The organism is Paludibacillus litoralis, assembly GCF_037646705.1.
GTDB classification, from domain to species: domain Bacteria; phylum Pseudomonadota; class Alphaproteobacteria; order Rhodobacterales; family Rhodobacteraceae; genus Pikeienuella; species Pikeienuella litoralis.
The window spans coordinates 188,985-203,643 of the sequence record NZ_JBBHER010000001.1 but is presented as its reverse complement, the minus strand read 5'-3'; the positions used below and the strand labels follow the sequence as shown (position 1 = coordinate 203,643).

At 67.2% G+C, this 14,659-nt stretch carries 13 protein-coding genes and 1 riboswitch; of the genes, 8 read left to right on the top strand and 5 right to left on the bottom strand.

Annotation, left to right across the window (positions count from 1 at the left end; translation table 11 throughout):
• Positions 1 to 51: 51 nt before the first annotated feature.
• Entirely contained in the window at positions 52 to 1,365 is a 1,314-nt protein-coding gene (locus WG921_RS00915) for a flagellar hook protein FlgE (protein ID WP_340107284.1), read from the bottom strand.
• A gap of 165 nt (positions 1,366 to 1,530) precedes the next feature.
• Complete coding sequence (locus WG921_RS00910) at positions 1,531 to 2,370, bottom strand: flagellar motor protein MotB (protein ID WP_340107283.1); 840 nt, start codon at positions 2,368 to 2,370, stop codon at positions 1,531 to 1,533.
• Positions 2,371 to 2,504: 134 nt separating this feature from the next.
• Between WG921_RS00910 and WG921_RS00905 the strand changes: the two genes are divergently transcribed.
• The 6 genes from WG921_RS00905 to pheS all read left to right on the top strand — a co-directional run bounded on the left by WG921_RS00905 (position 2,505) and on the right by pheS (position 7,904).
• Entirely contained in the window at positions 2,505 to 3,485 is a 981-nt protein-coding gene (locus WG921_RS00905) for a FliM/FliN family flagellar motor switch protein (protein WP_340107282.1), read from the top strand.
• 120 nt (positions 3,486 to 3,605) lie between these two features.
• Entirely contained in the window at positions 3,606 to 3,803 is a 198-nt protein-coding gene (rpmI, locus tag WG921_RS00900) for a 50S ribosomal protein L35 (protein WP_340107281.1), read from the top strand.
• Between the two features lie 17 nt (positions 3,804 to 3,820).
• Positions 3,821 to 4,183, top strand: coding sequence for a 50S ribosomal protein L20 (rplT, locus tag WG921_RS00895; RefSeq protein WP_340107280.1), 363 nt, complete (start codon positions 3,821 to 3,823; stop codon positions 4,181 to 4,183).
• 330 nt (positions 4,184 to 4,513) lie between these two features.
• On the top strand, positions 4,514 to 5,158 hold the full coding sequence (locus WG921_RS00890; RefSeq protein ID WP_340107279.1) for a VPLPA-CTERM sorting domain-containing protein: 645 nt from the start codon (positions 4,514 to 4,516) through the stop codon (positions 5,156 to 5,158).
• A gap of 148 nt (positions 5,159 to 5,306) precedes the next feature.
• Positions 5,307 to 6,749, top strand: a complete 1,443-nt coding sequence (locus WG921_RS00885) for an NAD-dependent succinate-semialdehyde dehydrogenase (protein WP_340107278.1) — start codon at positions 5,307 to 5,309, stop codon at positions 6,747 to 6,749.
• Positions 6,750 to 6,824: 75 nt separating this feature from the next.
• Positions 6,825 to 7,904: a phenylalanine--tRNA ligase subunit alpha gene (pheS, locus tag WG921_RS00880; RefSeq protein WP_413788548.1), complete on the top strand. Its 1,080-nt coding sequence runs from the start codon at positions 6,825 to 6,827 to the stop codon at positions 7,902 to 7,904.
• 46 nt (positions 7,905 to 7,950) lie between these two features.
• On the opposite strand, the gene WG921_RS00875 is transcribed toward pheS, so the two are convergent.
• From WG921_RS00875 to WG921_RS00865, 3 genes are all read right to left on the bottom strand, one after another.
• Entirely contained in the window at positions 7,951 to 8,544 is a 594-nt protein-coding gene (locus WG921_RS00875; RefSeq protein WP_340107277.1) for a GNAT family N-acetyltransferase, read from the bottom strand.
• Between the two features lie 5 nt (positions 8,545 to 8,549).
• Positions 8,550 to 9,653, bottom strand: coding sequence for a 3-isopropylmalate dehydrogenase (gene leuB / locus WG921_RS00870; RefSeq protein ID WP_340107276.1), 1,104 nt, complete (start codon positions 9,651 to 9,653; stop codon positions 8,550 to 8,552).
• 89 nt (positions 9,654 to 9,742) lie between these two features.
• Positions 9,743 to 10,516: a hypothetical protein gene (locus tag WG921_RS00865; protein WP_340107275.1), complete on the bottom strand. Its 774-nt coding sequence runs from the start codon at positions 10,514 to 10,516 to the stop codon at positions 9,743 to 9,745.
• A 102-nt stretch (positions 10,517 to 10,618) separates the two neighbouring features.
• Positions 10,619 to 10,709, top strand: a riboswitch (glycine riboswitch).
• A 137-nt stretch (positions 10,710 to 10,846) separates the two neighbouring features.
• On the opposite strand from WG921_RS00865, the gene WG921_RS00860 reads away from it, so the two are divergent.
• Together WG921_RS00860 and WG921_RS00855 are read left to right on the top strand one after the other, a co-directional pair.
• Positions 10,847 to 12,064 (top strand): D-amino acid dehydrogenase, encoded by a 1,218-nt coding sequence (locus WG921_RS00860; RefSeq protein ID WP_340107274.1) that lies wholly within the window; start codon positions 10,847 to 10,849, stop codon positions 12,062 to 12,064.
• A gap of 182 nt (positions 12,065 to 12,246) precedes the next feature.
• Positions 12,247 to 14,577 carry a molybdopterin guanine dinucleotide-containing S/N-oxide reductase gene (locus tag WG921_RS00855; protein ID WP_340107273.1) on the top strand — a complete coding sequence of 777 codons (2,331 nt, stop codon included), beginning with the start codon at positions 12,247 to 12,249 and terminating at the stop codon, positions 14,575 to 14,577.
• Positions 14,578 to 14,659: the final 82 nt, after the last annotated feature.

The window sequence follows — 14,659 nt, the reverse complement described above, 5'->3', positions numbered from 1 at the left end:
TTATCCTTCCCATGAGCGGACCACCGCCGTCAGTCTGGCTCGGCCCGCGCCTCAGCGTTTGATATTCGTGGTTTCCTGCAACATCTCGTCGACCGTCCGGATCACCGTCGCGTTGGACGAATAGGCGCGCTGCGTGGTGATGAGCGAGGTGAGCTCCGCGGCGATGTCCGAGGTCGACCCCTCCTGCGCGAAACTGACCACGGCGCCGGTCGGGCCATCCCCCGCGTCCCAGAGGAACATCGCGCCGCTATCCGGAGAGGCGAGGAACGCCTGGCCGTCGGTCGCGCGCATTCCGTTCAGATTGGGGAAGTCGGCGACCGGGACCTGATAAAGCGTGCGGACGAAACCGCCTTCGAACACGCCGCGAACGAAACCGTTCTCATCGACGTCGATGCTGGAAAGAGACCCTGCTGTGGACCCGTCCTTGGTTATGCCGGTGGGGCCGAATTCGGACGCGAGCTGCGTCAGCCCCGAATTGCCGCCCGGCTTGCCGATATCCAGTTCGATCGGCCCGCCTCCGGTCATGAAGCTGTAAATCCCCGTATTTGAGTCATAGGTTCCAGTACCGGTCAGGGTGGCGACATTATCGATAGACCCGCCCGCGGCGAACGTGGTGTCAAAATCGACGAGGAAGCTCTCGATAGGATTCGAGAGGGGATCGCTCTGCGAGTCGCTGATCTCGACCGTCCATTGGTTCGAGGCGCCCGTCGGCGGGATCGTCGGCGTGAAGGTGAAATCGAGCGACTGCGTCGCGCTCAGATTGTCGAAATACTCGATCGACAGCGGGAGCGCCGCGCCGCTCGCGCCGGCCCGGCTCTCCTGCGCCGGCAGATTGACGCCGAGCCCGATCTTCGAGGTCGGCGAGCCGACCAGCGCGCCGTTGCTGATCTGCACCGGCTCCAGCCCATTGGTGTTGTCGCGCGGGAAGGCCAGGATCGTGCCGTCGCGGTCCGCCGGCCACCCGAGAAGAACCTGCCCCGACGCGGAGGTCAGGACGCCGTTCTCATCCGGCCGGAACGAGCCGGTGGTGACGAACTGCACCGGAAGCGCGCCATCCGCGCTGTTCAGCGAAGAGACCGGCGTCACCGGCAGAAGCCCCCGTCCGCCGATGGCGAGGTCGGTGGGGTTCTCCGACGTGATCAGCCCGCCGCGCGCGTCCACCTGACGAAAGGACGTCGCCCGAACGCCCCCCGCCGCATATTTGCCGCCCCCCGATTCGGTGACGACAAGCGAAGAGAACTGCGTGTCGGCCCGTTTGTAGCCCGCGGTCTGCGAATTCGCGATATTGTCGGAGATCGTGCCCAGCTTGCTCGAATTCACGTTGAGCCCGGCTACGCCGGCGTTCAGTGAGGATGAAAGCGTCATCGCCGTTCCTTCTTCGATGAAGCGCCGTAATGGCGCGTGGCGCAGGGGCCCCTGGCGCCGGGTCGGGCGCCGCATAGAGCCGGGCCATGCTGGCCCTTGCTCAATCTGCGCTCGGGTTTCTTTAGCTTTCGTAAAGCGGTGTCCGTAATTTGAACCAAACCGGCGTTACCGGTCGGAGCGGAGCAACGTCACCGTCACGCGCCGGTTTCTCGGGTCCAGCGGCGCGCTCGGCAGGGCGAGATCGCGGTCCGCCTCGCCCGTGACGCGCCGAAACCGGCTCGGCTCCACATCCGCGGCCAGGAGCGCCCTTCGCGCCGCGTCGGCGCGCGCCGATGAAAGGCGCCAATTGTCGCTCGTCGCGTCAGGTCCGGTCTCTGCGAACGGCGCCGCGTCCGTGTGGCCGCTGATCGCGACGCCGTTGGAGACGAGGTCGATCACCTCCCCGACCATCGCCAGAATCGCCTGCATTTTCGACGTCGGTTGATCAGAGCCGACCAGAAACAGCGGCTGGCCCTCCTTGGCGAAGATATCGATCACCAACCCCTCGTCGGTGATGCGGGTGACGATATGGCTCAGAAGATCGTCCGCGACGTCGCTCTCGCCGGATTTGCCCAGGAGAAGCGATTCGAGTTCGGCCAGCGGCGCCTCCGAATCGGTCAACGCCGCGCCGATCTTGTCCTTTTCTCCCTCATTGGCGGTGACGCGCGCCCCGCCGACGCCGTCGCGCGCCAGCGTGTCGCGTGAAAACATCGTATCGCCCACCAGAACGCCGTCGCCGCCGCCGGAGATCGGCGAAATCGGAATGCTCGGCGCGAAATAATCCGCAATTCCCTTGCGCTGGCTCTCGGTCGTCGCGTTCAGCAGCCACATGAGAAGAAAGAACGCCATCATCGCGGTCACGAAATCCGCATAGGCGACCTTCCAGGCGCCGCCATGATGGCCGCCGCTCACGGCGATCTTCTTTCGCTTGATGATCGGGCGCAGATCGTTCTTGCCATCCGCCATCGCGGCCTCCGTGCTCTGTCTTCGCGCCCTTATCGTCGCCTTCCGCCTAAGAAAGCGTTTCGGCGGCTTTAATTAAAGGAATCGCAAGGTGGAGGCTCGATAGATCGGGCCGCAGACAACCGCGGGAGTGAAAGATGACGGGCGCAGTTCCCCATGCGACGATCAGGCGGAAAATCGGCGTGGCGCGGAGCAGCCGGCCGCCGCTGCGCGACAGTGGATTCGTCAGCGATCTCTTCGCCCGGCTGCTGGAGGAGCGGCTCCGCGTATCGCTTGGGGGGCCGGTCTCCGTCACCATTGCGGCTCCAAAGATGATGAAGCTCGCGGCGGCGCTGGGAGACGCCGAGGAGCCGGCGCTTTACGGCGTGGCGGAGACGCGCGCCGGCCAGCTAGGCGGCGTTCTGACGCTGAGCGCGCCCTTGGTGCATCGCGTGGTCGAAGCGCTGACCGGCGCCCCCGGCGCGGCGGTCTCTCCGGGCCGGATGCCGACCGCGATCGACGAGGCGCTGATCGCCGGATTCGCCGAGGACGTCATCGATTGCTTCGAGCGCGCCGTCGCGCCCGGCCCCCGCCCGGAAGGCGGTCTCGCGGTTGATTTCGTCCGCTTCGCCCGAAAGGCGACATCTCTGGCCGAAGCGCCCGACGATCTGGACACATTGGCGTTCCGGCTCACGCTCGGGCTGGGCGGCGAGATGGAGCCTTCGGTCTTCTCGTTCGTGACGCCGCTCGGGGTTCTCGACATGTACCGGGCGGTGGAGAAGGCGGCCGCGTCGAAACGCCCTCTCATCGGCGAATCGTCGGCGCCGGACGCGATCTGGACATCGACCATGCTCGCGGCCGCGCAGATGGCGGAATACCGGCTGATCGGCGTTCTCCACGAATTGACCCTGACCGTCAGCGAAATTGGCGAACTCACGCCGGGCGTGGTGCTGCCGTTGCCGTCGGAGACGCGGATGCAGGTCAGGCTCCGGATCGACACCCCGAAGGGCGTCGCCGGAGCGCCCGACCTCGCCGCCGGCGCGCTGGGGGTCGTGGACGGACGGCGCGCGGTCAAGATCGCCACGCCGCCGGACGCGGAGTTCACGAACAATCTCATGCCGTATGCGGCGCGGCGCTGAGCGCCGACCGTCGCTTGCGCCTTCTCACGCATTCCCATATAGACCGCGATCTGAGCGGGACCGCCGGCCAAAGGGCTGCCGAGCGGTTCCTGAACGCTCTTCACACGAGAGGAGATCGAAATGCCCAAGATGAAGACGAAATCAAGCGCCAAGAAGCGATTCAAGCTCACGGCGACCGGGCTTGTCCGCGGTCAACACGCGGGCAAACGTCATGGGATGATCAAGCGGACGAACAAGTTTCTCCGCAACGCGCGCGGCACCAGGACCCTGTCCGAGGCCGATGCGCGGATCGTCAAGAAATTCATGCCCTACGGCTGACCCGGGAGCGCTGAGACATGTCACGAACCAAACGCGGCGTCACCACGCACGCCCGCCACGCCAAGATCCGCAAGGCCGCCGCCGGTTATTACGGCCGGCGCAAGAACGTCATCCGCGTCGCCAAACAGGCGGTCGACAAGGCGCAGGAATACGCGACCCGCGACCGCAAGGTGCGGAAGCGCAATTTCCGCGCCCTCTGGATTCAGCGGATCAACGCCGCCGTCCGCGCCCATGACGAGAGCCTGACCTATTCGCGGTTCATCAACGGCCTCGCCGTCGCCGGGATCGAAGTGGACCGCAAGGTGCTCGCCGATCTCGCGGTGCGCGAGCCCGCAGCCTTCGGCGTGATCGTCGATCAGGCGAAGGCCGCGCTCGCCTGAAACTGGCCGACGCGCCCGGAAGTTCAGACGCCCGCCACGCATCTCCGTGGCGGGCGTCTCTTTATGTGGCGTGGGGCGAAGTCTGGCCAACGCCCGCCGCGGGGGAGGCCGGATCGGCGCGGCGCCGCAATACGCAAACAATCTTAAGTTGCAATACATCAATATAATTCAATTTAATGACAATATAGCGAGCCTTACAATCAGAACACGTGGCGTAGACTCTTGATGAAAGGCGCGCCAGATCACACAAACATGGGCCATTCGGTTGACAAATCCGTGATCCGGCCTTATCTGAAAATTTGTGGATGTTTGTAAAAGACTGGGGAAATCATGTCCAATCGCTATATATTCGCGGGCCTTTGCGCGCTCGGGCTGGCCTACGCCGGGGGCGCCTCCGCGGTCATCGTCGGCGGCGAAGTAACCAGTTATTCAGGCAACGCCACCGGGACATTCATCAACCTGACGGTGCCGTTTTCGGAGTCGAACCCGAACAACACCGTCGGCAACAACACATTCAACACCGCGAACCTCTACGCTTTCAACGAGGACCAGAACATCGTCCTTGCGGACACGCTGAACGTGGATATCGGCCGGGACATGCTCGCCGGCGAAATGATCGCGTCCCATTACGTCTTCTTCGATCCGCTGAAGCTCAACCGCCAGAAGGGCTATGTGGACTTCGACGCCGACATCATCGGCGTCGCCACGTCGAGGGGGACGTTGAGCGCGAGCGATTTTCTCGCCAACAACGACGTCACTTACAGAAATCCCACTCTTCGCGGGCTTGAGAATGACGACCATGTGACGGTCGCCGGCTCGCGCATCTATGTGAACTGGCGCGCGAACACGCCCGGCGATTATATCCGGGTCTTCACCGAGCGCTCGCCCGTGGCCGCGGTCCCGCTTCCGGCGACGCTGCCGCTGCTGGCCTTCGTCATCGGCGGCCTCGGGTTCGTCGCGCGGCGCAAGGCGTAGGCCGCGCCGCCCCGGTCGCGCCCGCCCGAAACCCGGCCGGCGGACCAGAAGATTTGAACGCCCGCCACGCATCTCCGTGGCGGGCGTTTTCTTTTCCGGCCCGCAAGGTAAGGTCCGGACGACCGATTCGTTAAAGGAGATGCTGGCCATGGCTTACGAGACAATTGAGATGCTGATCGACGGCGCCTGGCGCGGCAAAGGCGGCGGCGAGGGCGGGGGCGAAGACATCGTCAACCCGGCCACCGGCGAAGTGCTTGGCGTCTGCCCGCACGCATCGGCCGCCGAGTTGGACATGGCGCTGGCCGCGGCCGCGAAAGGGTTCGAGACTTGGCGCAAGACCACCCCTCTCGCCCGGCAGAAGGTGATGGAGGGCGCGGCGCGGATCCTCGAAGACCGGATCGACGCGGTCGCGGAGACGCTCACGCGCGAGCAGGGCAAGCCTTTCGGCGAATCGAAGGCGGAAGTCGGCTTCGTCATCGATCTCTTCCGCTGGTATGGCGAGGAGGGAAAGCGCGCCTATGGCCGCGTCATCCCCGCCCGCATGCCCGGCGCAAGGCAGATCGCGACCAAGGAGCCGGTCGGCCCCGTCGCCGCTTTCGTCGCCTGGAACTTCCCCGGCACCAACACGATCCGGAAGATCGCCGGAGCGCTCGGCGCCGGCTGTTCGATCATCATCAAACCCTCGGAGGAGACGCCCGGAACCGCCGTCGCCATCGCCCGCGCGCTTCAGGATGCGGGCCTGCCGGACGGCGTTCTCAATGTCGTCTTCGGCGTGCCCGACACCGTCTCCCGCCATATTCTGGCGTCGCCGGTCTGCAAGAAGCTGTCTTTCACCGGCTCCATCCCTGTCGGCAAACACCTCCAGAAACTCGCCGCGGACACGATGAAGCGCTGCACGATGGAGCTCGGCGGCCACGCCCCGGTGATCGTTTTCGACGACGCCGATGTCGACCGCGCGATCAAGACCATGGCTGGTTTCAAGTTCCGCAACGCCGGCCAGGTCTGCATCTCTCCGACGCGCTTCTATGTGCAGGAGAAGGTCTATTCGCAGTTCGTGGAGGGGTTCACCGAGGTCGCCAAGGCGGTCAAGATCGGCAACGGCATGGATGAGGGCGTCGAGATGGGGCCGCTGATCGCCGAGCGGCGGATCGAAGTGATGGACCGTTTCATCAAGGACGCCGTCGACCATGGCGCCACGATCAGGACCGGCGGCGCGCGGATCGGCAATGTCGGCTCCTTCTTCGCGCCGACGGTGCTGACGGATGTGCCCGACGACGCGATGATCATGAACGAGGAGCCGTTCGGCCCGCTGGCGCCGATCACATCGTTCACCGGCGTCGACGACGTGCTGGAGCGGGCGAACTCGCTTCCGTTCGGCCTCGCCTCCTATGTCTGGACCTCGAACGGCGGCGTCGCGCGCACGATGGCGGCCGAGCTTGAAGCGGGGATGGTCGGCGTCAACAATCCGGGGATCTCGACCGTCGAGACCCCGTTCGGCGGCGTCAACGAGAGCGGCTATGGCTCCGAAGGCGGGATCGAGGGACTCGAGGCCTATCAGCGGGTCAAATTCATCACCGAAGTCGACGTCTGACGAATGGCGGGCCGCGCCCTTGCGCGGCCCGTCGTCGCCGGTTAACCCGGCCGCGACGCATCATATGAGGGCCAAATGGACCGGCTGACCGCGCTTCGCGAAAAATATCTTGGCCAGATCGCCGCCGCCACGGACGAATCTGCGCTTGAAGCGGCGCGCCTCGCCGCGCTCGGCAAGAAGGGCGAGATCAGCCTCGCGATGCGGGCGCTCGGCGCGATGTCCCCGGAAGAGCGAAAAAGCGCGGGACCCGCGCTCAACGCGCTGAAGGACGAGATCACGGCCGCGCTCGCCGCCGCGAAGGCCGGGCTGGCGGACGCCGCGCTGGCGGAACGGCTTCAGACGGAATGGCTGGACGTCACCCTCGCCCCGCGCCCCGCGCCCCGCGGCACGATCCACCCGGTCAGCCAGGTAACCGAAGAGGTGACCGTAATCTTCGCCGAGCTTGGCTTCTCCGTGGCGGAGGGCCCGCAGATCGAGACGGACTGGCACAATTTCGACGCGCTCAACATCCCGCCGGAGCACCCGACCCGGACCGAGATGGACACGTTCTACATGACCCGCGCCGAGGGCGATGAGCGCCCGCCGCATGTGCTGCGGACGCACACCTCGCCGGTCCAGATCCGCGGCATGCTGGAGGGCGGCGCGCCGGCGCGCTTCATCTGCCCCGGCCGCGTCTATCGCGCCGATTACGACCAGACCCATACGCCGATGTTCCACCAACTCGAGGGGCTGGCCATCGACCGCGACATCTCGATGGCGAATCTGAAATGGTGCCTTGAGGAATTCTTCACCGCATTCTTCGGCACGTCGGTGAGAACCCGGTTCCGCGCCTCCCATTTCCCGTTCACCGAACCCTCGGCGGAGGTCGACATCCAGTGCTCATGGGCGGGCGGGCAGCTCCGGATCGGCGAAGGCGACGACTGGATGGAGGTGCTCGGCTCCGGAATGATCCACCCGCACGTGCTCCGCTCCGGCGGGATCGACCCCGACGAATGGCAGGGCTTCGCCTTCGGCATGGGGATCGATCGCCTCGCGATGCTGAAATACGGCGTCCCGGATCTCCGGGCGTTTTTCGACAGCGACCTGCGCTGGCTGCGCCATTACGGCTTCGCCGCGCTCGACGCGCCGACCGCGCATGGCGGGCTCAACGCGTAGCCCGCGCGTCTCTGTCATCGAGCGGCACGCGCAGCGCCCGCAGGGTCTAGACGGGCCCGACCGGGCGCAGCATCGTCACCGCGCGGCTGAAGCCGAAGAACGGCTTGAGAAGCGGCGAGCCGCTTTCGCGCGTCGCCACAAAGCCTCGGCGCTCATAGAGCGCCCGGGCGCGGGAATTTGTGTTCGCCACGTCGAGCCGGACATAAAGCGCGGCCTGTTCGGGGGCGAGCGCCGCGACCGCCTCGATCAGCGCGCCGCCAACGCCGCGCCCGCGCGCCGCCGGGGCGACGACGACCCCGTCCATCATCAATTCGCCCGGCTCGGGTTCGCGGTCGAAGATCGAAAGAATGAGGCCGCGCCAGAATCCGCCGAACCAGCCGTAAACGCGCTGGATCTCGCTCAGGCCGCCGCCGAGGAAACCGCCTGTTTCGTCGCGAAATCCGGCGAGCCCGAGCAGGTTCCCCGCGTCGTCCAGCGCGACGAGCGCGTTTCCGGGGCGGATCGTGGCCGCAAGATAGGCTTCCGCCCTTTCGCCCCGCCCGATGACCGGGCCGAGCTTGGCGGCGAACGCCTCCAGATAAAGCCGCGCCGCGGCCCGCCTGTGTTCTTCAGGAAGGCCGCGGACCAGCCGTGGGGCCATCGCCGTCAGGCCGCGCTCATCTTCGCCAGGATCGCGTCGGTCATCTCCGCCGTGCCGACCTTCACGCCGCCTTCGACCGTCATCAGATCGGGCGTGCGGAGCCCGTCGGCGAGCGCCGCCTCGACCGCGTTCTCGATCAGTTCGGCGACATCGCTCATGTCGAAGGAATAGCGAAGCGCCATCGCGAAGGAGAGGATGCAGGCGAGAGGGTTCGCCACGCCGCGCCCCGCAATATCGGGCGCGGAGCCGTGCACCGGCTCATAGAGCGCTTTCGGCCGTCCGCTCGCCATCGGCGCGCCGAGCGAGGCCGAAGGCAACATGCCGAGCGATCCGGTCAGCATCGCCGCGACATCGGAGAGGATGTCGCCAAAAAGGTTGTCGGTGACGATCACGTCGAACTGCTTGGGCGCGCGGACAAGCTGCATCGCGCCGGCGTCGGCGTACATGTGGCTGGTCTCGATATCCGGATATTCCGCATCGGCGATCTTCTGGACTTCGTCGCGCCAGAGCACGCCGGACTCCATCACGTTCGCCTTCTCCATCGAGCAGAGCTTGCCCCGGCGCTTCCGCGCCAGTTCGAACGCCGCGCGCGCGACGCGCTGGATCTCGGACGTGGTGTAGCGCTGGGTGTTGATCCCGACCCGCTCATTGCCTTCGGTGAAGATGCCGCGGGGCTCGCCGAAATAGAGGCCGGAGGTCAGCTCCCGCACGATCATGATGTCGAGCCCGGCGATCACATCATGCTTGAGCGAGGAGGCTTCGGCGAGCGCGTCGAAGCAAACCGCGGGGCGGAGATTGGCGAATAGATCCATCTCCTTGCGAAGCCGCAGGAGCCCGCGCTCCGGTTGCAGAGAGAAATCCAGCGATTCATATTTCGGGCCGCCGACCGCGCCGAGGAGAACCGCGTCCACCGCCTGCGCGCGCGCCATCGTGTCGTCATGAAGCGGGGTGCCGTAGGCGTCGTAGGCGGCGCCGCCCACCAGATCCTCGCTCACATCGAAGCCGATCCCCTTTTCCGTCTCCAGCCAGCCGATCACGCGGCGGACCTCGGTCATCACTTCGGGGCCGATCCCGTCGCCGGGCAGGATGAGAATGGAGGGCTTGGGCATGGCGCGTTTCCTCTGGTTTACCGTGCGGATCGCGTACCCACCCGGCAGGCCAAGGTCAAGATGAAGGGCGAATGGGGCGGGCCGCCGCCTCAGCCGAGAGACTCCAGCCAGTTGGCGAGTTCGGTGGTCCGATAGGCGGGATCGAGAAGGTCCGCGTTGATCCGATGCTTCACGATCAGCCGCGCATGCGCCACCGGATCCTGCGCCGCCAGCGCGATTTCGCGCGCGGCGCGGGGGGCCTGGCGCTTCAGCCAGAACGCAAGGTCGAAAAGCGTCGCCTCCGGCTGATACCGGCAGCCCCAGAACCGGACCCCGCCCACATCATACGCCAACGCGACCGGCGCGCCGGCGGCGTCGACCGCCGCGATCTCCGCGCCCGAAGGCGGCCGCGCCACCGCCTCGCCGCCCCGCATGGGCGCGTCGAACCGGCGCCGCCGCCCGCCTGTCAGCGGATGCTCCAGCGGCCGGATCCCGCGAGCGACGCCGCTTTCCGGCCCTGGCCCGACGGCCGCGCCAAGAAGCGCCGCGCCCGACAACATGCCGCGCCCGGAGCCGAAAACCGGCCGCCCGGCCCGAAAGGCGCGGGCGCAGAAGGCGGCGACCGGCCCCGCCCCCGCCTCCCCCGCATCCGGCGCGCGCCCCGAGCCCGCGATCGCCACGCCATCGAACGCCGCGAGGTCGACCGCCGCCGGATCATGGTCCGAAAACCAGGGCTCGACATAGGCGAAACGCGAGTCGGGGGCGATGACGGAGAGCGCCCGGGCGAGCCTGCGCGCGCCGGTCGCGCCCGCGCCGCGCTTCGCGCCAAGCGCAAGCTCGGGCGGATCGCCCTCGACGATCAGAAGTTGGAGATCGGGTTTCACTTCGGACCCTCTTGCTTTAAAGTCACAATCGGACTCTATCCGCCGCAGGCTCCGGATATCTATTGCGAAACGCAGGCGCTCCCCCTATCCGGGCGGCGTGTATACGTCGTGACGGGAGAGTGCGGGTCATGCCCCGCCGCCGAAGGAGCAACCGCCCCGGAATCTCTCAGGCGCCAGGGACCGGCGCGACGTCGGAACTCCGAAGAGTGGCCGAATGCGGCCCGCCGAAGGAGCACCCCCGCGCGGCGCGCCGCAAGGGGCAAACTCTCAGGCAAAAAGACGGAGGGGGCGTGGCGGCGATGGGCCGCATACGCCCGAGGAGCGTTCAACATGACTCATATCGCAGTGATCGGCGCCGGCGTGGCCGGGGTCACGACCGCTTACGAGCTGTCCCGGCTCGGCTTCGAAGTGACGGTGTTCGACCGCCGGCGCTACGCGGCGATGGAGACCAGCTTCGCCAACGGCGCCCAGCTCTCCGCATCCAACGCCGAGACCTGGACCCAGTGGAGCATGGTCCTGAAAGGGTTGAAGTGGATGTTCCGCCGCGATGCGCCGCTTCTGGTCAGCCCGCGCCCCGAATGGCGGAAGCTGAAATGGATGGCGGCGTTCATCGCCCAGATCCCGAATTATCGCGCCAACACCATCGAGACCGTGCGCCTCGCGCTGAAATCGCGCGAAGCGCTCTACGAGACCGCCGAGCGGGAGGGCATCGATTTCGATCTCGAAAAGCGCGGCATCATGCATTTCTACTCGACCGAGGCGGATTTCGCCCACGGGAGGAAGGTCAATGAATTGCTCGCCGAAGGCGGGCTGGAGCGGCGCGAACTGGCGGGGCACGAGTTGCGCCAGATCGAGCCTGCGCTCTCGGGCGACTTCGTCGGCGGATTCTTCACCCCGTCCGACAGCACCGGCGACATCCACAGCTTCACCATGCGGCTGGCCGAGGTCTGCGCGCGCCAGGGCGCGACGTTCCGCTTCGGCACGCCGGTCGCCTACGCCGGGCGCGACGGCGACATGCTGCGGTTCACCTCCGAAGCCGGCGAGGATTTCCGGTTCGACGGCGTGGTGGTCTGCGCCGGCGTCTCCAGCCCGGAGATCGCGCGCGCGCTCGGGGACAAGGTGAACATCTATCCGGTGAAGGGCTATTCGATCACCATCGACCTCCCCGACGAGCGGAGCCGCGCCGCGGCGCCCTGGGTCAGCCTGCTCGACGATCGCGCCAAGATCGTCGCCAGCCGGCTCGGAGAGAACCGCCTCCGCATCGCCGGCACCGCGGAGTTCAACGGGCTCAACCGCGATATCCGCGCCGACCGGATCGAGCCGCTGACGAAATGGAGCGAGACGTATTTCCCCGGCGTCTCCACCGAACACGCGACGCCCTGGGCGGGGCTCCGCCCGATGCTGCCCTCGATGCTGCCGCGGGTCGGCTCCGGGCGCGCGAAAGGCGTCTTCTACAACACCGGCCACGGCCATCTCGGCTGGACCCTGTCCTCCGCGACGGCGCGGATCGTGGCCGAGGTGGTGAGGGGATCCTACGCGCAGGACTGATGAGCGGACGCCGCGCCGGGGCGGGACCATGAGAGAGACGCGCGTCCCGCCCCCGACGGCTATTCCCAAGGCCAGGTTATGGATATACCAATCCCGTATACGTCTGGCCGCTGGGTGAGATCCGCCTCGAACGCGCGGGTGAAGCGCCTCGCCGACCTCGGATAACCAGAAGGAGCGCCTCCATGACCCATTACACGTCAACCCATTGGGGCATTCGCGAGGTGACGCCGGGACCGGACGGCAAGCCGCGCCTGACGCCGTTCTCCGGCGATCCGGATCCGAACATGATCGGGCTCGATCAAGGCGAGGACGGGCTTCAGGCGCTCCGCGTGCGGCGGCCGGCGATCCGGCGCAGCTGGCTCGAACAGGGCCCCGGCGCCGCGCCCGAGCTCCGCGGGCGCGAGCCGTTCGTCGAGGTCGAATGGGATGAGGCGCTCGATCTCGCCGCGGCCGAGATCGACCGGGTTCGGCGCACGCATGGCAATGAGGCGATTTTCGGCGGATCCTACGGCTGGTCGAGCGCGGGGCGCTTTCATCACGCCCAGAGCCAGGTGCACAGATTCCTGAACGCCGCCGGCGGCTATGTGCGCCATCTGCACAATTACAGCTACGCCGCGGCGCGGGTGATCCTGCCTCATGTCATCGCCGAGATGAGCGAATTCATGGTGAGCCACACCTCATGGGACGTGATGGCGAAGCACACCACGCTCTTCGTCGGGTTCGGCGGCGCGCCATGGAAAAGCGGGCAGATTTCCGCCGGCGGCGTCGCCCGCCACCGGATGCGGCCCGGCCTCAAGGCGATCCGGGACGCCGGCGCGCGGATGGTGACCATCGGCCCGGTGGGCGACAATCTCGAAGCCGAGGGCGTCGAGTGGATCCCGGCGCGCCCGAACACCGACACCGCGGTGATGCTGGCGCTGGCCTACACCTTGTTGCAGGAGAACCTGCACGACACCGCGTTCCTGGAGCGTTATTGCACCGGTTTCGACACGTTCGCGCGGTATCTGACCGGCGCCGACGGCTCCGGGGCGAAAACCCCCGAATGGGCGGAGGCGATCTCCGCCGTGCCGGCGGCGACGATCGCCGCCCTCGCCCGCGACATGGCCGCGAACCGGACCATGATCAACATGACATGGGCGCTCCAGCGCGCGTCTCATGGCGAGCAGGCCTGCTGGATGCAGGTCACTCTGGCGGCGATGCTGGGCCAGATCGGCCTGCCCGGCGGCGGCTTCGCCTTCGGCTATGGCGCGACCAACCAGCTTGGCAGCAACGACGCGCTCCTGCCCGGCCCGACCCTGCCGCAGGGTTTCAACGCCGTCAAAACCGCCATCCCGGTCGCCCGCATCTCCGACATGCTGCTCAATCCGGGCGGCGAATATGATTTCGACGGCGCCCGCCACACCTATCCCGATATCCACCTGATCTATTGGGCGGGCGGCAATCCGTGGCACCACCATCAGGACCTGAACCGCTTCGCTCGCGCCTGGCGCAAGCCGGACACCATCATCATCAACGAGCAATACTGGACCGCGGCGGCGAAACGCGCGGACATCGTCTTTCCCGCCACCATCGCGCTGGAGCGCGACGACATCGGCTCCGGCACGCGCGAGGGGCATCTGGTGGCGATGAAGCAGGCCGCGCCGCCGATCGGCGAGGCGCGCGACGATTACGCCATCTTCTCGGCGCTGGCCGCCCGGCTCGGCGTCGAGGAGACCTTCACGGAAGGATTGGACGCCGCCGGCTGGCTGCGCCGGCTTTACGAGGAAAGCCGCCCGAAGATGCAGGCGTGCGGCGTCACCCTGCCGGAGTTCGACGACTTCTGGGCCGAAGGCATGATCGATCTCGCCGCCGAGGCGGCCCCGGTCGTGATGTTCGAGGCGTTCCGCGCCGACCCGGACGCCGCGCCGCTGATCACGCCGTCAGGCAAGATCGAGATCTTCTCCGAGGTGATCGACGGCTTCGGCCTCGACGATTGCCCCGGGCATCCGACGTGGCTGGAGCCGCATGAGTGGCTGGGATCCGCCGACGCCGCCGCCGACGGCGAAGGCGCCGGAGCGCTCCATCTGATTTCGGATCAGCCGGCGCGGAAACTGCACAGTCAGCTCGACGCCTCCGCCCATAGCCGCGCCGCCAAGGTGGACGGGCGCGAGGTCATGGACATCAACCCCGCGGACGCCGCCGAGCGCGGCATCGCGGATAACGACGTGGTCGAGCTCTATAACGCGCGCGGCCGCTGCCTCGCCGCCGCGCGGCTGAACCCGCTCATCATGCGGGGCGTCGTCCGGCTCCCGACAGGCTCATGGTACGACCCGGACCCCGACGGGCGCGACAAGCACGGCAACCCGAACGTGCTGACGCTCGATGTCGGCACATCGCGGCTGGGCCAGGGGCCGATCGCGCACACATGCCTTGTGCGCGTGCGCGGGCCGATCAACTCGGCGCCGCCCGTCACCGCTTTCGATCCGCCCGAATTCAGCACGGCCCGGGGGCCGAAGAAAGTCAGCACCGGCTGAAAGCGAACGGACCGCGCTCCGGGCGAAGGCGCGCGATCCCGCCGGGCTCCGCCGGAGCGGCGCTCCGGCGTCGGCCGCGCCG